Origin of the sequence: Streptomyces sp. NBC_00385 (assembly GCF_035917155.1) — a bacterium.
In the GTDB taxonomy this organism is placed as follows: Bacteria; Actinomycetota; Actinomycetes; order Streptomycetales; family Streptomycetaceae; genus Streptomyces; species Streptomyces poriferorum.
In genome coordinates this window covers 3,452,708-3,473,012 of the sequence record NZ_CP107951.1, presented here as the reverse complement: position 1 = coordinate 3,473,012, position 20,305 = coordinate 3,452,708, and the positions used below count along the sequence as shown (strand labels likewise).

Sequence of the window (20,305 nt, the reverse complement as noted above, 5' to 3'; positions counted from 1 at the left end):
CGATCCGCCCCCGGGTTCGCAACCGGCGCCCCGGCCAGGAAGAATCGGGGTGCGCACCGCCGGGTGGTGCCCACTGATGAGACGCTGCACACGGCGGGTTTTTCGCGGACCTCTCCTCACGGAGGTCCGTACGGGGAGGTGGCAGGCAAGTGGTGGAGCAGCTGACGCAGCACGACCCGAGGCGGATCGGCCCGTTCGAGGTGCTGGGACGGCTCGGGGCCGGCGGCATGGGGCTGGTCTATCTCGCCCGCTCGGCGTCCGGCCGGCGGGTGGCGATCAAGACGGTCCGTACGGAACTGGCCGAGGACCAGCTGTTCCGGGTCCGCTTCACGCGCGAGGTGGAGGCCGCCCGCGCCGTCAGCGGTTTCTACACGGCCGCCGTGGTCGACGCGGACCCGCGCGCCGCGGTGCCCTGGCTCGCCACCGCCTACGTGCCCGCGCCGTCGCTCGAAGAGATAGTGAATGAGTGCGGTCCCATGCCGACCCAGGCCGTGCGCTGGCTGGCGGCGGGTATCGCGGAGGCCCTGCAGTCCATCCACGGGGCGAAGCTCGTCCACCGCGACATGAAGCCGTCCAACGTGCTCGTCGTCGAGGACGGCCCCCGGGTGATCGACTTCGGGATCGCCTCCGGTGTCTCCAACACCCGGCTCACCATGACGAACGTCGCCGTGGGCACTCCGGCGTACATGTCGCCCGAGCAGGCGCGTGACTCGCGCAGCGTCACCGGCGCGAGCGATATCTTCTCCCTCGGCTCGACCCTCGTCTTCGCCGCGACCGGCCATGCCCCGTTCCACGGGGCCAACCCGGTCGAGACGGTCTTCATGCTGCTGCGCGAGGGCCCGGACGTGACCGGTCTGCCCGACGATCTGCGGTCGCTGATCGAGTCGTGCATGCAGATGGACGCGTCGATGCGGCCCACCCCCGCCGAACTGCAGTCCCAGCTCTCCCCGCATCTCTTCGCCTCCGGCAGCGACGACAGCGGCACGGCCTCGGCCTGGCTGCCTGCCTCCGCCACCGCGATGATCGAACAGCGCCGCGGCGGCGGACGCGCGGTCGCCGTCCCGCCCGCACCCGTTGCGCCCGCGCCCGTTCCTCCCGCACCCGTGGCGCCGCCCGCGCAGCAGCCGGCCCACGTGTCCGACGGCGGCCCGGTGCGGCTGTCCGGCGTGCAGGTGCCGATCGGTCCGGGCCCGCGCGCCCAGGACGTACGCGGCTCTGCGGCCACCGCAGAGGCCGGTCCGGCGACCGGCTGGGTGCGACCGCCCGCCGGGGTGAACGGAGCGGTCACCGCTCCGACCGCCCCCGTACCCGCTCCGGCGCAGGCGCCCGACAGCGCGCCCGCGGCCCCGGGGCGCTGGCGGCCCTGGCGGTTCCGGATGTCGAACGACGTGTGGGGGACACCGGTCGTCATCGGCGACCTGCTGTACGTCACCTCCTTCGAGGTGCACGCGCTGGACACCGGCAACGGGCGGCGCCAGTTCAAGACCCGTGACGTGGCCTGGGCGATGGCCGTGGACGGCGGCAGCATCCTCGCCTCCGACGGTCCGTCCCTCTACGCGCTGGACGCGGCGACCGGCGCCGAGCGGTGGCGGCTGCAGTCCGACGCGTGGGTGTACTCCCTGAAGGCCGAACGCGGCACGGTCGTCACCGGTACGCGGGGCGGCGGCGTCCAGGCGTGGGAGGCGTCCACGGGCGAACGGCTCTGGGAGATCCACGGCGCGCAGACGGACTTCGAGACGGCGGAGGCCGGACCGGCGCTGCACGACGGCACGGTCTACCTCTGGCAGGACGCCCGGCTGCGGGCCGTCGACGCCCGCACCGGCACCGAGCGCTGGTCCTACCCGGTCGGCGACGCGGCCTCCTGCGGCGGCGTGCCCGTCCGGGTGACCCCGGCGCCGGACGGCTACGTGTACGTCTCGGCGGGGACCCGGGTCCTCGCCGTGGACATCGCCTCCGGCCGTGTGCGCTGGCACTTCGAGTCCCCGGCCGTCTTCCTCTCCCCGCCCGCCTTCGCCCCCGGCCCGGCCGTCACCGGCGGCGGGGTGTACCTCGCGGACTACCTCGGTACGGTGTACGCGCTGGACGCCTCGACCGGCAAGGACCGCTGGCGCATCGCCACGGAGTCCCGCCAGTCCATCGAGCCGGTGCTGGTGGTGGCGGGCAACGTGCACGTCGGCAGCGGCAGCGCGCTGTACACGCTTGACGCGGTCACGGGCACCCCGAAGTGGAGGTTCGCCGCGGGCGGCGAGGTGGTGGGCGCACCGGTCGTCGCCGACGGCCGCGTCCACTTCGGCTCGGCGGACCATGTGCTCTACACCCTGGACGCGGTGGGCGGCCAGCTTCGCTGGAAGCTGGCCACGGGCGGCGAGATCACGGGTTCGCCGGTGGCGCAGGGCGGGGTGGTCTATGCGTGCAGCAAGGACCGCTGCGTGTACGCGCTGGATGCGCTGAAGGGCACGGGCACGGGAAACAGGGCCCGCGCGTAGCCCTTGGCGGCCCCCCCCCAGCCCATCCGGCGTTTGAGGACGGAACCGGGGATGTGGTGGGCGGTGCACAAGGGGTCCGGGGGCGCCCGGTGGCCGCTCCGTCCTCAAACGCCGGACGGGCTTGAGGGGGTGGCCGCTCCGTCCTCAATCGCCGGACGGGCTTGAGAGGGTTGCCGCTTCGACCTCAATCGCCGGACGGGCCCCGTTTTCGGGCCGGTCCTGGACCGGGTACGTCGCGGTCGGCTCCGTATCGGGGTCACGCGGGGCGCCGGGGGGCGGCCCCGGCGGCGGCCCGGTCCGCGGTCCGGACGACGGACCCGGCCCCGGCCCCACGTACGGGTCCACCTCCGGCTCGGGCCACGGACTCGTCTGCACCGACGGCCCCGGCTCCCGCGTAGGCGGCCACGTGTCGGGGTCCGCCGACCCCGGCGCCGCGTACGGCTGCTCGCGGTGGTCAGGACGGCCGGCGAGACCGCGGTCGCGCCCCCGCCCGCGCCCGGACATCAGCGCCGCACCCAGCAGAAGCAGCACACCGCCACCGGCCGCGCCCGCCACTCCCAGCTGCAGTCCGGAACCGTCACCCGCAACCGTCAGGCTGCCCGCCGCCTGCCCCTGGCGCACCATCCACAACACCGTGAACCCGAGCACCAGCACACCCGCGAGCGCGACCAGCGGCCGGAATCGGAGCACCACGCCCACGACCGCCAGGACCGCGGCGAAGAGGAAGGGCAGCAGGATCGAGCCGAGCACGCCGGGGTGGGCCGCGGTGACACCGGTGAACAGGTCGTCGACGCCGTAGTACCGCCCGAGGCGGCCGTCGTACCAGTCACGGAAGGGGCTCAGCACGGCGGCCGCCGCTCCAAGGAGAGCGACGATCGAGCCGAGGACGTTACGGATCATGTCCGGTACCTCCCGCGGGCGGGAGACGCGCGCCGGCCGGCGACGCCGATCCTCACCGCTCTCGACTCGACGCTACGCCGGAGGCATGACCCACGCCACCAGACGGACGATGACAGGACCGTGACAGGGCCATGACCGGACTGCCGGTCGGGCCCCGCCATGCTGTGCGCTACGGTGTCGCGCGGCCGTCCGGCAACGGGGCCGGCACGCAGCACAGACGAAGGACAACACAAGGGGGACGTACCGATGGTGCGGCAACACGTGAAGCTGACCGTGGTCCTGGTCGCGGTGGTACTCGCGCTCACCGGCTTCTCCAGCTCCAGCAGCGGCGGCAAGGGCGGCAGCAAGAGCAGGAGCGGGAAGAGCAAGTCGAGCAGCAGCAGCGGCGGCGGGTGCTCCAGCTCGAAGAAGAGCAACGGCACGTACCACGACACCGACTCCGACTACGACGATGACGACTACAGCTCGTCGAGCGGCTCCTCGGGTTCCACGAACGTGACCCCCACCGCCACGGCCACGGATGCCCCGCAGGCGTACGTCTTCCGCTGTGCGACCCCCCGCAAGGGCAAGTTCAAGGCCGTCACCACCTCCATCGTGCGCATCACGGCGAACGCGGCGGGAACCCACACCTACGAGATAGACGTGAACCTCCTCGACGCGGTCGGCAGCACCGTCGACACGGGTGAGGCGACCGTGGAGGCGGAGGGCGGCGAGACGAAGAACGTCTCCGTCCGGATGGACCACCCGAGCAGGATCTCCCGGGTGAAGAAGTGCTCGGTCACCGCCGAGCTCAGCTACTGACGCTCCACCCCGTCCTCACCGCAGCCGGAACGTACCGCCACCCCCGCCCCGCCCCCTGAACAGCTCCGCCTGCTGCTCCGGCGCCAGGCTCCCGAGCGCGAGCAGGTGCGGGGCGTGGGCGAAGGCCTGGGCCCGGGCCGCCTCCTTGGCGGACCAGAGCGCGCGTACCGTCCCCTGGACCCCGCCCGACGGGTACGAGGCGATGACGGCCGCCGCCCGCAGCGCCGCCTCCACCGCGCCGCCGGGCGGGGTCACCTCGCTGACCAGCCCGGTCTCGTACGCACGACGGGCACAGACCCGTTCCGCCGTGCCCATCAGGGACATCCGGGCCACCTCGCCGAACGGCATCCGCTGCGCCATGGCGATCGCCTCGTACGCGCTGACCATGCCGTACGTGGTGTGCGGGTCGAAGAACGTCGCCTCCTCGGACGCGATGACGAACTCCGCCTCGCCCAGCAGGTAGAAGGCCCCGCCGCAGGCCATCCCCTCCACGGCCGCGATCACCGGCTTCCACAGGTCGTTGGCCTTCGGCCCGATCGTGAGCAGCGGATCGTCGATCGTGTACGGGGACGAGGGCTGCGGGACGTTCACACCGCGGTCGATCCCGGTACAGAAGGCACGCCCTCCCGCCCCCGTGATCACGACGGCCCGCACCTCGTCGTCGAACCGGAACGCCCGCCAGGCGGCGGTGAGTTCGGCGGCCGTCGCGAGATCGATCGCGTTGTGTTTCTCGGGCCGGTCCAGGGTGAGCAGAGCCACCCCGGTCTCCTTGTCCGTCTCCGTGCGGAGCGCCATCTCAGGTCACCGCTCCAGCGTCCAGCGGACCAGGGGCGGCGCGTCGGGGGAGACGGGGCAGAAGACCGCCTTCACCGCCGCCCCGATCCGCAGCCGCGCCGGATCGACGGAGTTCAGCGGGGCTTCGGGCCCGCTGACCACGTTCCCGACCAGCCGGATCTCCGGGGCGTCGGCCAGTTCGACGATCACGGCGTTGTACGGGGCCTGGGCGGCGTACGCGGGCAGCAGCGGCGGATGCGGCAGCACGTACGACCAGATGCGGCCGCGTCCGCTCATCACCCGCCACTCGCTGTCGAAGGACTGGCAGTGCGGGCAGCACGGCCGGGGCGGGAAGCGGAGCCGTCCGCAGTCCTCGGCGGCGCACGCCTGGACGCGCAGTTCGCCGCGGGCCGCGTACTCCCAGAAGGGCGCGCCGTCCTCGTCGACGACGGGCAGCAGCAGTCCATCCATTGCGGTCAGCTCCTCAGTTCCTCAGCAGTACGGCGGACGTCGGGACACCCTCCCCGGCGGTGACCAGGCAGGTCGAGGCGTCCGGGACCTGGGCGGTGGAGATGCCGCGCAGCTGCTTCACGCCCTCGTTGATGAGGTTGAAGCCGTGCACGTATCCCTCGCTGAGCCCGCCGCCGCCCGTGTTGATCGGCAGCCGCCCGCCGCTCTCCAGCGCCCCGCCCTCGGTGAACGCGGCACCCTCGCCGCGCCCGCAGAACCCGTAGCCCTCCAGGGAGAGCGGGATGAGCGGCGTGAACGCGTCGTAGATCTGCGCCACATCGACATCCTCCGGCCCGAAGTCGGCCTGCTTCCAGAGCTGTCGGGCCGCCGTCCAGGCGGGGCCGGTGAGCGGGTCGTCGTTCCAGTAGTTGACCATCCCGTGGTGCTGGGCGGGCAGCCCCTGGGCGACGGAGTGGAGGTAGACGGGCTTCTGCCGGCAGTCGCGGGCGCGTTCGGCGGAGACGATGACGCAGGCCAGGGCGCCGTCCGTCTCCAGGCAGTTGTCGAAGAGGCAGAGCGGTTCGCTGATCCAGCGCGAGGTCATGTACATCTCGCGGGTCAGCGGGCGCTCGTACATCACGGCGGCCGGGTTCTGGTTGGCCCGGTTGCGGCAGGCGAGCGCGACGTTGAAGAGGTGGTCGCGGGTCGCCCCGTACTCGTGCATGTACCGCCGGGCCAGCATCCCGATCTCGTCGGCGGGGCGCAGCAGCCCGTACGGGCGGGTCCACTGCGCGGGGGTGGGCAGCTGCACGGCGGTGTTCTTCCAGGGCCGCGGCCCCGACCCGCGCTTCCGTGACCGCCAGGCGACCCCGACGCTCGCCTGCCCCGTGGCGACCGCAGCCGCCAGATGCGCGAGGGTCGCGCAGGAACCACCACCCCCGTACCCGACCTTGCTGAAGAAGGTGACGTCACCGGCCCCGATCGCCTTGGCGACCTCGACCTCGTCGGTCTCCTCCATCGTGTACGAGGCGAACGCGTCCACCTCCGACGCGGCGATGCCCGCGTCGTCGAGCGCCGCGACGATCGCCCGGCACGCCAGGGTCTTCTCGGACTCGGGCAGGTGTTTCGCGAACTCCGTCTGCCCGATACCGGCTATCGCTGCCTTGTCCTTGAGCGTCGCCACCCGCCACCTCCGAGGCCGTCATGACTGCTGACAGCGGAGGAGGCTACAGCTAATCTGACGGATAGTCAGCTACGAGGCTGCTACTGCGTTCTGGTTCGGCGGGAGGGCACGAGATGCGCGGCGACGAGGAATGGTCCACCGTCCCGAACCTGGTACGGGCGGCGGTGAGACGGTACGGGGAGCGGGAGGCGGTCGTCGAGGGCCGCACCCGGATCACGTACGCGGAACTCGGAGAACGCGTGGAGCGGGCCGCCGCCGCGTGCATGGCCTCCGGCGTGGAGCGGGGGGACCGGGTCGCGGTCTGGGCGCCGAACACGCTGGACTGGATCGTCTCCGCACTGGGCGCGGTGACCGCGGGCGCGGTCCTGGTCCCGCTCAACACCCGCTTCAAGGGCACGGAGGCGGCGTACGTCCTGGAGCGGAGCCGCGCGAAGCTGCTCTTCGTCACGGGCACCTTCCTCGGTACGTCGTACGTGGCGTCCCTGCGCCGGTCCGAGATCGAACTCCCGCACCTGGAGCGGGTGGTGGTACTGGCCGACACCGCCCCCGAGGCCGACGACTACATGACCTGGAAGGACTTCCTGGCGTCGGGGGAGCGGATATCCGCCGAGCAGGTACGCGCACGGGCCGACGCCGTCCCCGCGTCCGCGCCCTCCGACATCATCTACACCTCGGGCACGACGGGCCGCCCCAAGGGCGCGGTCATCAGCCACGCCCAGACCCTGCGCTGCTACGCGATCTGGAGCGAGCTGGCCGGGCTGCGCGAGGGTGACCGCTATCTGATCGTGAACCCGTTCTTCCACACCTTCGGCTACAAGGCGGGCATCATCGCGTGCCTGATGCGGGGCGCGACGATGATCCCGCAGCCGGTCTTCAACGTGGACACGGTCCTCGCCAACATCGCCGCCGAACGCATCTCGGTCCTGCCCGGCCCGCCCACGCTCCACCAGTCCCTCCTGGACCACCCGGCCCGTGCGAGCCATGATCTGTCCGCGCTCCGCCTGGTGGTGACGGGCGCGGCCGTCGTCCCCCTCCAACTGGTCGAACGGCTCCGCTCGGAACTGCACATCGCCACGGTCCTGACCGCCTACGGCCTCTCCGAGGCGAGCGGCATCGTCACGATGTGCCGCCGCGGCGACCCGGCGGAGGTGATCGCCTCCACCTCGGGCCGGGCGATCCCCGACACGGAACTCCGCGTCCTGGCCGCCCCCGGCACCCCCGGCGAGATCCTGGTGCGCGGCTTCCACGTGATGAGCGGCTACTTCGAGGACCCGGAGACCACGGCCGCCACGATCACCTCGGACGGCTGGCTGCACACGGGCGACGTGGGCATCCTCGACGAGGCCGGCAACCTGCGGATCACGGACCGGATCAAGGACATGTTCATCGTCGGCGGCTTCAACGCCTACCCCGCGGAGATCGAACAGCTCCTGGGCCTGCACCCGGACGTCGCCGACGTCGCGGTGATCGGCGTCCCCGACCCCCGCCTGGGCGAGGTCGGCAAGGCGTACGCGGTGCGCCGGCCGGGCGCGACGGTGACGGCGGACGACCTGATCGCGTGGTCGCGGCGGGAGATGGCGAACTACAAGGTGCCGAGGACGGTGGAGTTCGTCAGCGAGCTCCCGCGCAATGCGAGCGGCAAGGTGGTGAAGGGGGAGCTGCGGGGACGCTGACGCGCTCAGCCCGCCCCGGGGCACGCGACGGGCAGACCCAGTTCCCGTGCGGACTCGACCAGCCGCTTGTCGTACACGACGAACGAGAGGAGCGCCTTGCCGAGCCCCTGCGCGGCGGCCAGGTGCAGGGCGTCCAGGGAGCGGAGCCGGTTGCCGGGCGACAGCTGTCCCGCGCGGTCGAAGAGGAGCGACGGCATCCGGACGAGCGCGCTCTCGTCGAGCCATGCCTCGGCTTCGGCGGCGACATCGGGCCCGGCGTGCGCGGCGTGCAAGGAATGCTGGACCTCTGTCCGCGTGAGAGCCACAAGTACGCCATCGACGCGGCGCTCGCGGTCATCGCGGGGCGGCAGCGGGGGCGGGTGGTGGTGTTCACCTCGGACGAGGACGACATGGGGAAGCTGTGTGGGGCGGGGGTTCAGGTCCGAGGGCTGTAGGGGACGACAGAGGGGGCGATGGCGGTACCCCTCTGGCGGGAAGCAGTCGAACGTTGACGCGATCGCGTCGACCGGCCCCGGACATGCAGCGGCCGCGACGGCTCCCCCTCCGCGCCGCCGCGGCCGTTCCCCGTGCAGGTTGGACTAGTTGGGCTTCGGCGCCGAGGCGTGGGCGTCGAGGGTGGTGATCTCCTCGCCCGACGCATGCGCGTCCGTCGGCTTGAGGGGCTCGCTGGAGGCGTGCGCGTCCTGCGTGGTGATCTCCTCGTCCGAGGCGTGGGCGTCGGTTGGCTTGATGATGCCGCTGTTGTCAGCCATGAAGGTCAGCTCCTGAAAAGCGTGGACGTGGTGGATGGTGTGCCCGTCCGGCGGTTCCCCCGTGGATCGCCGGACGGGCATTCCAGGGCCGTTCACCTTAGTGGTGAGGCCACACGCCGATCCGTCTGCCCCCCGACGCGACGGATCGATGAGGTAGAGAGTGGCGCGGGGCGATAAACGAATGATGAACGAGGCGCGAGGGCCTCAGAGCACTGAGGTTGGCTGGAGAAGGGCGCGTACGTCGTTTGCCTCGGTTGAACCAAGTTCTTCGAAGACCGTGAGCGCCTCACGCCAGCAGGCCTGCGCGCGATCGGTCTGGCCGAGTGACGTGAGGCTGAGACCCAGCACAGTGAGAATGTTCGCCCGCCGCCACTCCCCACCGATTCCGTGCAGAACAGCGAGGGCCTGCTCCGCCTGTGCGGCGGCCTGAGCATGCTGGTGGTCTGCCAAGTCCACTTCTGACAGCCGGAACAGAGTCATGCCGTGCCAGAACCGCTGCCGACTCTCACGGAACACGGTTAGTGCCTCGGTGAGTACCTGCCGCGCCTCGGATGTCTGCCCCGCGCCGGTGAACGCCAGTCCGAGCGCGTACTTCCCATTGGCCAGCCGGAGCGCTTGCTCCCTGCCGTCCGACTCGTAGAGCGCGATGCCCTGCTGTGCCAGGCTCACCGCGCTCATCTTCCTGTCGGTGGCCAGGTGGACCCTGGACATGTTGCACAGCGCCGACGCTTCGCCCGACTTGTTGTTGTCCGCTCGGAAGGCGCCCAGAGCCTGGGAGAAGTGAGCCTCGGCCTCGGTGTGCCGGTTCTCGTAGAGGGCGATGATGCCGAGTTGGTTGGGTGCCTGACTCGATGAGACCGGATCCCCGGCGGCCAGGCCCAGTTCCAGGGCGCGTCGAGCGTCGCTCTCTGCATCGGCGAACCGGCCGGAGATGCTGTGGACATGAGTCAGCATGGTGCGAGCACGTGCCTCAGCCTGCACATTACCGGCGGTCCGAGCCGCTTCGGAGACCGCTGTCGCAGCCTGGGTGAACTGATGCGAGTTCGCGCCCGACTCACCTAGGTCCACGGCGGCCATGAGGAGATCGGCTGCCTTGCGGAGCGTCCCCTTCGCAGCGGACTGCCGGGCGCACGCAAGCAGCCCGCTGGACTCGCTGAACAGCCAGTCCAGTGCTTCCGTCGGCGCGGTGAAGGACAGGCCGGGGTGGCCGGTGGGCTCGAAGTGATCGAGGACCCGCTCCCCCGGCCGCTCCAACGCATACACCCCCGCCGCAGTAGCCAGATAGAAGTCCAGCAGCCGCGACAACGCCGACTCCCGCTCCTGCGGAGCCTCCTCGTCCCGCTCCGCGCACGAACGCGCGTAGAGGCGCACCAGGTCGTGGTACCGGTAGCGGCCCGGGGCCGCCGACTCCAGAAGGCTCGTGTCGACCAGGGCCTCCAGGAGGTCCTCCGCCGCGTGCACCTCCAGGTTGAGCAGGGCCGCCGCCGCGGCCAGGGAGATGTCCGGGCCGTCCGCGAGGCCCAGGAGGCGGAAGGCGCGGGCCTGGGCGGGTTCCAGCTGGCCGTAGCCGAGTTCGAAGGTGGCCTTCACCGCGAGGTCGCCCGCCTGGAGCTCGTCCAGCCGGCGGCGTTCGTCCGCGAGTTTCGCGGCGAGGACGGAGACCGTCCAGGTGCGGCGGGCCGCCAGGCGGGAGGCCGCGATGCGGATGGCGAGGGGGAGGAATCCGCAGGCGGCCACCACGTCCAGGGCTGCCTCGCGCTCGGAGTTGATGCGCTCCTCGCCGACGATCCGGGTGAAGAGCTGGAGCGCCTCCTCGGGCGACATCACGTCGAGGTCGACGAGGTGCGCGCCCGCCAGGTCGACCATACGGACCCGGCTGGTGACCAGCGCCGCGCAGCCCGCCGTGCCGGGGAGCAGGGGGCGGATCTGGGCCGCGTCGTGGGCGTTGTCCAGGAGGACCAGGATGCGGCGGCCGTCGAGCGTGGAGCGGTAGAGCGCGGCGCGTTCGTCCAGGGAGTCGGGGATCGCGGAGTCCGCCGTGCCGAGGGCGCGCAGGAACGAGCCGAGCACCGTCTCGGGCTCGGCGGCGCGGGCGCCCGCGCCCTGGAGGTCGACGTAGAGCTGGCCGTCCGGGAAGTGCCGACGGGCCTGGTGGGCGACGTGCACGGCGAGGGTCGTCTTGCCGACGCCGCCGATGCCGGCGAGAGCGGAGACGGCCATGACCGAGGCCTCGGCGGTGGCGAGGCGGTCGCCCAGTTCCCGGACGAAGGAGGAGCGGCCGGTGAAGTCCGGGACCGTGGCCGGCAGCTGCGCCGGGCGGACCGGTGCGGCGGCCGGGGTGGGTTCGTCGGCCGGGCGGGCCAGGTCCTCGTCCGCCTGGAGGATGCGCTGCTGGAGCGTGGCGAGTTCGGGGCGTGGGTCGACGCCCAGTTCCTCGGCGAGCAGCCGACGGGTGTCGGCGTAGACGGCAAGGGCCTCCGCCTGACGGCCGCTGCGGTACAGGGCCACCATCAGGAGTTCGCGCAGCCGTTCGCGCAGCGGATGCGCGGCGGTGAGCGCGGTCAGTTCGGAGACCGCCTCCGCGTGGCAGCCGACCTCCAGGTCCAGGTCGAGGCGGGTCTCGGTGAGCTGGAGCCGCCACTCCTCCAGCCGGGAGCGCTGGTACTCCGCGTACGGGCCGGGCACGGAGGCCAGCGCCTCGCCGTCCCAGAGACCGAGCGCCTCGTTCAGCAGGGTCCGGGCCCGGCAGCGGTCGCCCGACGCCCGGGCCTTCTCCGCGTCGGCCGCCCGGTCCTGGGCCACGGTCAGGTCGAGCGCCTCGGGCCCGATCCGCATCGCGTACCCGCCGGAATCGCTCGCCAGGGTCAGCGGCCCCAGGGTCTTGCGGAGGCGCGAGGCGTAGGTGCGTACCGCGGCCAGGGCCTGGGAGGGAGGGTCCTCGCCCCAGATGGCGTCGATGAGTTCGGCGGCCGTCGCGGTGCGGCCACCCCTGAGCAGCAGAGCCGTCAGCAGGGCGCGCTGCTGGGGTGAGCCGGAGGGCAGTGTCTCCTCGCCCCGCCGGGCCCTCACCGGGCCGAGCAGGGAAAAGTGCAGCCCGGCCTCCTCCACCGCCGACCGTTCCGGGGCACGTTGCTCCGGAACGCGTACCCGTGGCCCGTCGTCACGGCCCATTGCTGTCTCCTTGTCCTGCTCTGTGCGCTGCCCGGCACCTGGCATATATCCGGATTCACCTGGACCATCCGGATTGCTCCATACCGTTGGTATCGCCGTCAACAGTCTGCCTTGTGAACGGGGTGCGCGTCAGCAGTGGGTGACTCTCTGCACAAGCCCTCGACAACGATTGTGGAACGGGGCCCCGTCGCAGGGCCCCGTCCGGAGTTTCGGGCGGGCCCTAACAGCTGACGGTTCGTCAGATCAGCGCTACCTTGGTACGCATGGAGACCTTCCCGAAGATCATCTCGGTGGACGACCACACGGTGGAGCCCGCTCATGTCTGGCGGGACCGGCTCCCGTCCAAGTACGCGGACTCGGGGCCACGCATCGTCCGGGCGCCGCTCAAGGAAATGACCTTCATGGGCGGCAAGTTCGCGCCCGTGATGGGTGCGAAAGGGGACGACGGGCCGATCGGCGACTGGTGGGTGTACGAGGACCTGCACCGCCCGCTCACCCGGCTGGACACCGCCGTCGGCTACGACCGGGACGAGATCAAGCTCGAAGTCATCACGTACGAGCAGATGCGCCCCGGTTCGTTCTCGGTGCCCGAGCGGCTCGCCGACATGGACGTCAACCACGTCCAGTCCGCCCTCTGCTTCCCGACCTTCCCCCGCTTCTGCGGCCAGACCTTCACCGAGGCGAAGGACCGCGAACTCGGACTGCTCGGGGTGCGCGCGTACAACGACTGGATGGTCGAGGAGTGGTGCGGGCCCGACGCGCACGGCCGGCTCATCCCGCTCACCCTCGTCCCGCTCTGGGACGCCGGGCTGGCCGCCGACGAGGTCCGGCGCAACGCCGCGCGCGGGGTGCGTGCCGTGGCGTTCTCCGAGATACCGCCGCATCTCGGACTGCCGTCCATCCACACGGACGACTGGGACCCGTTCCTCCGGGCCTGCGACGAGACGGGGACGGTGATCGCCATGCACATCGGCTCGTCCTCGAAGATGCCGTCCACCTCCGCCGACGCCCCGCCGGCCGTCGGCTCCACCATCACCTTCGCCAACTGCTGCTTCTCGATGGTCGACTGGCTGATGAGCGGCAAGTTCGAGCGCTTCCCGAACCTGCGGATCATGTACGCGGAGGGCCAGATCGGCTGGATCCCCTACATCCTGGAACGCGCCGACGTCGTCTGGGAGGAGAACCGTGCCTGGGGCGGAGTGGCCGACAAGGTCCACCGGCCGCCGTCGGAGCTGTTCACCGAGCATGTCTACGGCTGCTTCTTCGACGACGCGTTCGGGCTGAAGAACCTGGACGCGATCGGGGTGGGGAACGTCCTGTACGAGACGGACTACCCGCACTCCGACTCGACGTGGCCCAAGTCCCGCGAGGTCGGTGAGGCGCAGATGGGGCACCTGGACGCCGACGTCGTGGACCGCATCGTGCGCCGCAACGCGATCGACCTGCTCGGGCTGACCGACGACGGGTTGTGGGCGGGGCCCGGCACCGGGGCGTGAGGCGGGGGAGGGGTGGGGCGGACCGGCGCGCGGGCCGCCCCACCCCTCGTCGCGGGCCTCAGGCCCGGGTCACCGGCTCCTGGAGCTCCGTCACCCACTTCTCCCGGTCCTCGGGGCACTCCAGACTGATCTCCCGCGCGTACCCCGTCGAGCGGTAGCCGCTCGCGTCGATCCCCCGGGCCAGGGCCTGCGCCGCCGGCAGGATGCCGTCCATCGAGCCCCGGTGGACGATGGTCGCCGCCTCGAACGGCGGCAGCTCGACCACCGCCACCCCGGTGTCACCCAGCGGCCCGACCGGGGCCGAGACCGTCACCCCGGCATGGACGACGATCGCGCCGCCGCCCTCCGCGGCGTCCGCGTAACGAGCGATACCCGGGCCCGTGGGGCGTACCCCGGCCTCGTCCAGCAGCGGGAACAGCCGCTCGTACAGCGGGCTGATCACCGGCGTGATGTCCTCCGGTCCGTACCCCGCGGCCACGGCGGTCAGCTCCGCGACGCGTACCGCCGGCACGTTCTTGATCACGACATCATCCACGGACATGTGTCCCTCGCTCTCGATCGACCGGAGCCTCGCCTCGACCTGCGCCAGCCGGGCCGCCGCCGCGGCCATCGCCGCCTCCAGTTCCACGCGTCGCAGCCGCAGCATTCCGCGCAGCTCCTCCGGGCCCACCTCCTCGTCGAGGACGGCCCGCACCTGCTGGAGCGTGAAGCCGAGATCCTTGAGGGCGATGATCCGGTTGAGCCGGGCGAGCTGGGCGGCGCCGTAGTAGCGGTAGCCGGTGGCGGGGTCGGTACGGTCGGGGTGCAGCAGCCCGACGGCGTCGTAGTGACGCAGCATCCGGGCCGACACCCGCCCGTACCTGGCGAAGTCTCCGATGGTGAACATGATGTCTCCCAGTGCAAGGCCTCACACGGCGTCAAGGTCAAGCATCGCAGTGGCCCGGCACCGGAGTGATCCAGGTCACGGGACCTCCCTGTCCGCCGCGGACAGGACCTGATGTGGAGCATTCCTTGAGAGCCCGGATACAGGCAGGAGCCCCGCTCCCCCGCCGAGGCGGGGGAGCGGGGCTCCTTGGGTACTGCATTACCGGCCGCGATCGGCCGACCCGGGCAACTAGGCCGGGGTGACGTTCTCAGCCTGCGGACCCTTGGGTCCCTGAGTGACGTCGAAGTTCACGACCTGGTTCTCCTCGAGGGAGCGGAACCCGGACGCGTTGATCGCGGAGTAGTGGACGAAGACATCCGGGCCGCCGCCGTCCTGGGCGATGAAGCCGAAGCCCTTTTCAGCGTTGAACCACTTGACGGTTCCGGTAGCCATAAGCCCTCCTTGGGCCAAAGGGTTGCCCTGCTCCAGAACCTGCAAAGAAGTCTGAAAACTACAAAAGCCTGCGGGTTACATGCTCCGCAGGCTCTGTACTGCAAGGGAAACCAAACTGCAACTTGGCGATGAGCCTAGCACGCAGCATGTGGGGAACGGTAGAGGGAAAGATCACTTCAATCGGATGTTTGGCAGCCGTGCGGATGAGCGCTCGGGAGGCTCCTTCCGGGTGCCTCCCGGCCCCTTCCCGAGAGGCCTTCCGAGACCCTTCTACGGCCCTTCGGCGACCATTCCCGGAGCGCCGGACGAGGGGCCCGGCGCGACGCCGCGCGCCCCCGGTGAGGCCGTCCGCCGGTCGCGGGTCTAGCCTCGCGATGTGGACAATTCAACCGTCTCAACCGTCGCAGGCGACGACCGTCGCAGCAGGCCGCGCGTCGGCCACATCCAGTTCCTCAACTGCCTTCCCCTCTACTGGGGGCTCGCACGGACCGGAACCCTGCTCGATCTGGAGCTCTCGAAGGACACCCCGGAGAAGCTCAGCGAGCAGCTGATCAGAGGCGACCTGGACATCGGTCCCGTCACCCTCGTGGAGTTCCTCCGCAACGCCGACGACCTGGTCGCCTTCCCCGATATCGCGGTCGGGTGCGACGGGCCCGTGATGTCGTGCGTGATCGTGTCGCAGCGTCCTCTGGAGGACCTCGACCGGGCCCGTGTCGCGCTCGGCTCGACCTCCCGCACCTCCGTGCGGCTGGCGCAGTTGCTGCTTGCCGAGCGGTTCGGCGTCACGCCCGACTACTACACCTGCCCGCCCGACCTCGGCCTGATGATGCAGGAGGCGGACGCCGCCGTCCTCATCGGTGACGCCGCGCTGCGCGCCAATCTGCACGACGCCCCCCGGCTCGGGCTCCAGGTCCACGACCTGGGCGCGATGTGGAAGGAATGGACGGGGCTGCCGTTCGTCTTCGCCGTCTGGGCCGCGCGCAAGGACTACCTGGCGGCCGAACCCCTTGCGGTGAAGAAGGTGCACGAGGCGTTCCTGGCCTCGCGGGACGTGTCCCTGGAGGAGGTCACCAAGGTCGCGGAGCAGGCCGCGCGCTGGGAGGCCTTCGACGCGGAGCTCCTGGAGCGCTACTTCACGACCCTCGACTTCCGCTTCGGCCCGGCCCAGCTGGCCGGCGTCACGGAGTTCGCCCGCCGGACCGGCCCGACCACGGGCTTCCCCGCGGATGTGAACGTGGAACTGCTCGGCGGCTGACGGCTGCTTGACGGCTGCCGGATGTGCGGCCCGTGCGGATGTGCGGATACCGATATCGATTCGGGTGAATTCGCAGTGAATGGCCGATTGGCGGGAGGGCTCGGGAGTACGCCTCCGATCCCTCCCGTAATCGAACCGGGGAACGGCACATTCACGCCTTTTGTTGTGGTGAATGGCGCCGTTCGTTCCCTTGGGGACGAAATCGGCGGATGGTTTCCCCTGTGACCCGATGACCTTCGCCCCTAGGCTTCGGTCGGAGGTCCGGCCGGTCCACAAGGGAGTCCTCATATGCAGCCGCTCGAAGCCGGCGAACCGCTGAGCATCGGTGCCTACCGGCTGCTCGGCCGACTCGGGGCCGGCGGAATGGGCCGGGTGTACCTGGGGCGCAGCGCGGGCGGCCGGACCGTCGCGGTCAAGGTCGTACACCCGCACTTCGCGCTCGACGAACAGTTCCGTGCCCGGTTCCGGCTGGAGGTGGACGCGGCGCGGCGGATCGGCGGGCAGTGGACCGCACCCGTCCTGGACGCGGACCCGGACGCCCCCGTGCCGTGGGTGGCCCACGGCTACGTGGCCGGGCCGCCGCTCTCGGAAGCCGTCACCGAGCACGGGCCGCTGCCCGAGCAGGCGGTACGCACCCTGGGCGCCGGGCTCGCCGAGGCGCTGGCCGCCGTCCACGGACAGGGCCTGATCCACCGGGACGTGAAACCGTCCAACGTGCTGCTCGCCCTCGACGGCCCCCGGCTGATCGACTTCGGCATCGCCCGGGCCATCGACGCCACCGCCTCGCTCACCTCCACCGGCGTCTCGGTCGGCTCGCCCGGCTACATGGCGCCGGAGCAGATCCGCGGTCTGGACGTCTCGGGCGCGGCCGACGTGTTCTCGCTGGGCGCGGTGCTGGCGTACGCGGCCACCGGGTCCGCTCCCTTCCTGGGTGACTCCTCCGCCGTACTCCTCTACAAGGTGGTGCACGAGGAGCCCGAACTCGGTGAGATGGAGGGCGGGCTGCGTGACGTCATCGCCTCCTGCCTGGAGAAGGACCCGGCCGGGCGGCCCACCCCGGCGGAGCTCGCCCGGCAGCTGGTGCCCGGCGGTGCGGCGGCCGCGGTGGCGGCGGGCTGGCTGCCCGGTCCGCTGGTGCGCGAGGTCAGCCGGTCGGCGGTCGCGCTGCTCGACCTGGAACCGCAGGAGGGGTCGGTGCAGTCGGGGCCGGTGCCGTTCACCCAGGCGTCGTTCGGGTTCAACGGGGGCGCCGCCCCCGGTGTGTTCGGCCCGCCGGTCGAACCGCACGCCACGCCCGGCCCGTACCCCGCAGCAGGCCCGTACGCCACGCCCGGCCCGTACCCCGCAGCAGGCCCGTACGCCACGCCCGGCCCGACCCCGCCGCCGTATCCGCCCTCCGCCGGGACGGGCGGGGTGCCCGGGCAGCGCACCTCCGATCCCCGGTTCAGCGTCGGCATGAGCACCGAGTCCGGTCCGGGGGAGCGCGGCGGGCGGAGGCTGAGCTGCACCGTCGCCCTCGCGGTGGCCGGCGCGCTCGCCGCGGTGACCGTGGGCAGCGCCTTCCTCTTCGACCTGGTGCCGGGCGGCAGCGGCTCCGACACGGCCGAGCACGGGGGCACCGACACCGGCACGGCCCCCGCCGCCACCCCCTCCGACAAGGAACCCACACCGACACCCAGACCCACGACCTCCGCCACCGGCGGCGCCGGGCAGGTCACCGAAGTCCCCAAGGGCTTCATCGGCACCTGGAAGGGACCGGTCACCGAGAAGACGAGCGGCCAGCCGCACGGCACGCTCACCGCGGTGTTCAAGGAGGGGAGGAAGGGCGTCGACGTCGTCACGATGAACACGACGGTCTCCACCCTCGGCATCGAGGTCAGCTGCAACAGCATCGCCTCCCTCACCTCCGGCAGCGACAAGGAACTGACGCTGCGGGAACGTGCCGATCCGGACCGGCCCAGCACTGCGGGCCTGTGCACGAGCACGGTCTCCGACGTCCACTTCACCCTCACGGCCGACGGAACCCTGCGATACCGGTCGGACGAGCGGGGCGCCGGACTTCCGTACGGCACGCTGACCCGGTCCGGCCAATGACCCGGAGCAGGGCTGGCGTACGCTGAACCGGTCCGTAGATCCGTTGAAAAACCGCCGAAAGGTGACAGCCCGGTGACCGAGAAGGCCGACCTCCAGCCCATCCTCGACCGAGCCGCCGAAGGCGGCCGGATCACTCCGGCGGAGGCCCTCGACCTCTACCGGTCGGCGCCCCTGCACGCCCTGGGCGCGGCCGCGGACGCCGTGCGCAGGCGCCGCTACGCGGGTACGGAGCACATCGCGACGTACATCATCGAGCGCAACATCAACTACACGAACGTGTGCGTCACGGCGTGCAAGTTCTGCGCCTTCTACGCCGCGCCGAAGGACACCGCCAAGGGCTGGTCCCGCGACCTCGACGACATCCTGCGCCGCTGCGCGGAGACGGTCGAGCTCGGCGGCACGCAGATCATGTTCCAGGGCGGACACCACCCGGACTACGGCGTGGAGTACTACGAGGAGCACTTCTCCGCGATCAAGAAGGCGTTCCCGCAGCTGGTCATCCACTCGCTGGGCGCCTCCGAGATCGAGCACATGGCCCGGATCTCCAAGGTCTCCGCCGAGGAGGCCATCAGCCGCATCCACGCCGCCGGGCTCGACTCGTTCGCCGGCGCCGGCGCCGAGCTGCTCCCGGCCCGGCCGCGCACCGCGATCGCCCCGCTCAAGGAGTCCGGCGAGCGCTGGCTGGAGATCATGGAGATCGCCCACGGCCTCGGTGTCGAGTCGACCTCCACCATGCTGATGGGCACCGGCGAGACGAACGCCGAGCGCATCGAGCACCTGAGCATGATTCGCGACGTACAGGACCGGACCGGGGGCTTCCGCGCCTTCATCCCGTACACGTACCAGCCGGAGAACAACAAGCTGAAGGGTCAGACGCAGGCCACGCTCTTCGAGTACCTGCGGATGATCGCCATCGCCCGGATCTTCCTGGACAACGTCGCCCACATCCAGGGCTCCTGGCTCACCACCGGCAAGGAGGTCGGCCAGCTGTCGCTGCACTACGGCGCGGACGACCTCGGCTCGATCATGCTGGAGGAGAACGTCGTCTCCTCCGCCGGTGCCAAGCACCGCTCCAACCGCCTGGAGATCATCGACCTGATCCGTAAGGCGGACCGGGTTCCGGCCCAGCGCGCCACCACGTACGAGCACCTCGTCGTCCATGACGACCCGGCGAACGACCCGGTCGACGAGCGCGTCGTCTCGCACATCTCGTCCACCGCGATCGAGGGCGGCACGGCCCACCCGGAGCTCAAGCTCCTCAACGCCAACTAGAGCCGTCTTGCTGACCATTCACGCCGCCGCCCTGCTCCTGCCGGGCGGCGGCCGTGCACCCGTGCCCGGCGGGGCGGTCGCCGTGCGGGACACGGTCGTCGCGGACTTCGGACCGTACGGGGAACTGGCCGCCGCCCACCCCGCCGCCCGGGTCCGGCGCTGGCCGGGCGTCCTGACCCCGGGGCTCCTGCAACGGGACGCGGCCCGGCTTCTCCAGGAGTCGTACTTCCCCGATCCGCGCGAGGCGGACACCCTGGGCACGGCGCCGCTGACCGGCGAGGCACTCGACGCGCTCGGGCCGGACGACACCTGGCGGGCCGGCAGCGTGCGGCGCGGGCTGCACCGGATGCTCCGGCACGGCACGACCGCGGCGACGGCCGCCCCCACCTCACCGCCCGCCCTGATCACGGCCATGCGCCGGTCCGGGCTGCTGGTCACCGGCGCTCCGGAGCGTCCCGGCGCCGCGCCGCGGCTCGACCCGCTGGCCGGGGCCGGGGCGGTGGCCGACGCGACGGCTGCGCCGCTCGCTGTCGGGGGACGGGCCGATCTCGCGGCCTTCGACGTGGCGGACGAGACCGCACTGCTGGCGGCGGGCGCGGCGAGCTGCGTGGCGACGGTGGCGGCGGGACGACTGGTGTACCGGGGCCGATAGGAACGGGGGCCGGCAGGAGAACCGGGCC

At 71.5% G+C, this 20,305-nt stretch carries 18 protein-coding genes; 9 read left to right on the top strand and 9 right to left on the bottom strand.

Going from position 1 to position 20,305, the window contains the following annotated elements:
• The first annotated feature begins 152 nt into the window (after positions 1-152).
• The gene (locus tag OG959_RS15265) at positions 153-2,486 is read left to right on the top strand and encodes a serine/threonine-protein kinase (RefSeq protein ID WP_326666392.1); all 2,334 of its coding nucleotides are present in this window, start codon (positions 153-155) and stop codon (positions 2,484-2,486) included.
• Between the two features lie 144 nt (positions 2,487-2,630).
• Here the strand turns inward: OG959_RS15265 and OG959_RS15260 are convergent, their stop codons facing one another.
• Positions 2,631-3,386: a hypothetical protein gene (locus OG959_RS15260; protein WP_326658730.1), complete on the bottom strand. Its 756-nt coding sequence runs from the start codon at positions 3,384-3,386 to the stop codon at positions 2,631-2,633.
• Positions 3,387-3,632: 246 nt separating this feature from the next.
• Here OG959_RS15260 and OG959_RS15255 point away from each other — a divergent pair, with 246 nt between their 5' ends.
• Positions 3,633-4,187 (top strand): hypothetical protein, encoded by a 555-nt coding sequence (locus tag OG959_RS15255; protein WP_326658728.1) that lies wholly within the window; start codon positions 3,633-3,635, stop codon positions 4,185-4,187.
• A gap of 15 nt (positions 4,188-4,202) precedes the next feature.
• Here the strand turns inward: OG959_RS15255 and OG959_RS15250 are convergent, their stop codons facing one another.
• The 3 genes from OG959_RS15250 to OG959_RS15240 are packed head-to-tail and all read right to left on the bottom strand — an operon-like array spanning position 4,203 to position 6,594.
• Positions 4,203-4,982: an enoyl-CoA hydratase/isomerase family protein gene (locus OG959_RS15250; RefSeq protein ID WP_326658726.1), complete on the bottom strand. Its 780-nt coding sequence runs from the start codon at positions 4,980-4,982 to the stop codon at positions 4,203-4,205.
• A 6-nt stretch (positions 4,983-4,988) separates the two neighbouring features.
• Positions 4,989-5,432 carry a Zn-ribbon domain-containing OB-fold protein gene (locus OG959_RS15245; protein WP_326658724.1) on the bottom strand — a complete coding sequence of 148 codons (444 nt, stop codon included), beginning with the start codon at positions 5,430-5,432 and terminating at the stop codon, positions 4,989-4,991.
• A gap of 13 nt (positions 5,433-5,445) precedes the next feature.
• The gene (locus OG959_RS15240) at positions 5,446-6,594 is read right to left on the bottom strand and encodes a lipid-transfer protein (RefSeq protein WP_326658722.1); all 1,149 of its coding nucleotides are present in this window, start codon (positions 6,592-6,594) and stop codon (positions 5,446-5,448) included.
• A gap of 113 nt (positions 6,595-6,707) precedes the next feature.
• Between OG959_RS15240 and OG959_RS15235 the strand changes: the two genes are divergently transcribed.
• On the top strand, positions 6,708-8,267 hold the full coding sequence (locus OG959_RS15235) for a FadD3 family acyl-CoA ligase (RefSeq protein ID WP_326658720.1): 1,560 nt from the start codon (positions 6,708-6,710) through the stop codon (positions 8,265-8,267).
• Between the two features lie 5 nt (positions 8,268-8,272).
• On the opposite strand, the gene OG959_RS15230 is transcribed toward OG959_RS15235, so the two are convergent.
• Complete coding sequence (locus OG959_RS15230) at positions 8,273-8,539, bottom strand: hypothetical protein (protein WP_326658719.1); 267 nt, start codon at positions 8,537-8,539, stop codon at positions 8,273-8,275.
• Here OG959_RS15230 and OG959_RS15225 point away from each other — a divergent pair.
• Positions 8,534-8,701, top strand: a complete 168-nt coding sequence (locus tag OG959_RS15225; RefSeq protein ID WP_326666857.1) for a hypothetical protein — start codon at positions 8,534-8,536, stop codon at positions 8,699-8,701. The genes OG959_RS15230 and OG959_RS15225 overlap by 6 nt on opposite strands.
• Before the next feature lie 144 nt (positions 8,702-8,845).
• Here the strand turns inward: OG959_RS15225 and OG959_RS15220 are convergent, their stop codons facing one another.
• Both OG959_RS15220 and OG959_RS15215 read right to left on the bottom strand, forming a co-directional pair.
• Complete coding sequence (locus tag OG959_RS15220; protein ID WP_326658717.1) at positions 8,846-9,019, bottom strand: hypothetical protein; 174 nt, start codon at positions 9,017-9,019, stop codon at positions 8,846-8,848.
• A 204-nt stretch (positions 9,020-9,223) separates the two neighbouring features.
• Complete coding sequence (locus tag OG959_RS15215; protein WP_326658715.1) at positions 9,224-12,190, bottom strand: AfsR/SARP family transcriptional regulator; 2,967 nt, start codon at positions 12,188-12,190, stop codon at positions 9,224-9,226.
• A 263-nt stretch (positions 12,191-12,453) separates the two neighbouring features.
• Here OG959_RS15215 and OG959_RS15210 point away from each other — a divergent pair, with 263 nt between their 5' ends.
• Positions 12,454-13,686, top strand: coding sequence for an amidohydrolase family protein (locus OG959_RS15210; RefSeq protein WP_326658713.1), 1,233 nt, complete (start codon positions 12,454-12,456; stop codon positions 13,684-13,686).
• 58 nt (positions 13,687-13,744) lie between these two features.
• On the opposite strand, the gene OG959_RS15205 is transcribed toward OG959_RS15210, so the two are convergent.
• Positions 13,745-14,572 (bottom strand): MerR family transcriptional regulator, encoded by an 828-nt coding sequence (locus OG959_RS15205; RefSeq protein ID WP_326658711.1) that lies wholly within the window; start codon positions 14,570-14,572, stop codon positions 13,745-13,747.
• Between the two features lie 228 nt (positions 14,573-14,800).
• Positions 14,801-15,004, bottom strand: a complete 204-nt coding sequence (locus OG959_RS15200; RefSeq protein WP_003967102.1) for a cold-shock protein — start codon at positions 15,002-15,004, stop codon at positions 14,801-14,803.
• Between the two features lie 376 nt (positions 15,005-15,380).
• On the opposite strand from OG959_RS15200, the gene OG959_RS15195 reads away from it, so the two are divergent.
• The 4 genes from OG959_RS15195 (at position 15,381) to OG959_RS15180 (ending at position 20,277) form a co-directional block, all read left to right on the top strand.
• Complete coding sequence (locus tag OG959_RS15195) at positions 15,381-16,259, top strand: menaquinone biosynthetic enzyme MqnA/MqnD family protein (RefSeq protein ID WP_326658709.1); 879 nt, start codon at positions 15,381-15,383, stop codon at positions 16,257-16,259.
• A gap of 288 nt (positions 16,260-16,547) precedes the next feature.
• Positions 16,548-18,353: a serine/threonine-protein kinase gene (locus OG959_RS15190; protein ID WP_326658707.1), complete on the top strand. Its 1,806-nt coding sequence runs from the start codon at positions 16,548-16,550 to the stop codon at positions 18,351-18,353.
• A 72-nt stretch (positions 18,354-18,425) separates the two neighbouring features.
• Positions 18,426-19,625 (top strand): cyclic dehypoxanthinyl futalosine synthase, encoded by a 1,200-nt coding sequence (gene mqnC, locus OG959_RS15185; protein ID WP_148020145.1) that lies wholly within the window; start codon positions 18,426-18,428, stop codon positions 19,623-19,625.
• Positions 19,626-19,632: 7 nt separating this feature from the next.
• On the top strand, positions 19,633-20,277 hold the full coding sequence (locus OG959_RS15180; RefSeq protein ID WP_326658704.1) for an imidazolonepropionase-like domain-containing protein: 645 nt from the start codon (positions 19,633-19,635) through the stop codon (positions 20,275-20,277).
• Positions 20,278-20,305: the final 28 nt, after the last annotated feature.

Coding starts and splice junctions, on each gene's coding strand:
- OG959_RS15220 (WP_326658717.1), bottom strand. CDS start 9,019: ATGGCTGACAACAGCGGCATCATCAAGCCAACCGACGCCCACGCCTCG.
- OG959_RS15210 (WP_326658713.1), top strand. CDS start 12,454: ATGGAGACCTTCCCGAAGATCATCTCGGTGGACGACCACACGGTGGAG.
- OG959_RS15250 (WP_326658726.1), bottom strand. CDS start 4,982: ATGGCGCTCCGCACGGAGACGGACAAGGAGACCGGGGTGGCTCTGCTC.
- OG959_RS15190 (WP_326658707.1), top strand. CDS start 16,548: ATGCAGCCGCTCGAAGCCGGCGAACCGCTGAGCATCGGTGCCTACCGG.
- OG959_RS15255 (WP_326658728.1), top strand. CDS start 3,633: ATGGTGCGGCAACACGTGAAGCTGACCGTGGTCCTGGTCGCGGTGGTA.
- OG959_RS15215 (WP_326658715.1), bottom strand. CDS start 12,190: ATGGGCCGTGACGACGGGCCACGGGTACGCGTTCCGGAGCAACGTGCC.
- OG959_RS15260 (WP_326658730.1), bottom strand. CDS start 3,386: ATGATCCGTAACGTCCTCGGCTCGATCGTCGCTCTCCTTGGAGCGGCG.
- OG959_RS15235 (WP_326658720.1), top strand. CDS start 6,708: ATGCGCGGCGACGAGGAATGGTCCACCGTCCCGAACCTGGTACGGGCG.
- OG959_RS15200 (WP_003967102.1), bottom strand. CDS start 15,004: ATGGCTACCGGAACCGTCAAGTGGTTCAACGCTGAAAAGGGCTTCGGC.
- OG959_RS15205 (WP_326658711.1), bottom strand. CDS start 14,572: ATGTTCACCATCGGAGACTTCGCCAGGTACGGGCGGGTGTCGGCCCGG.
- OG959_RS15245 (WP_326658724.1), bottom strand. CDS start 5,432: ATGGATGGACTGCTGCTGCCCGTCGTCGACGAGGACGGCGCGCCCTTC.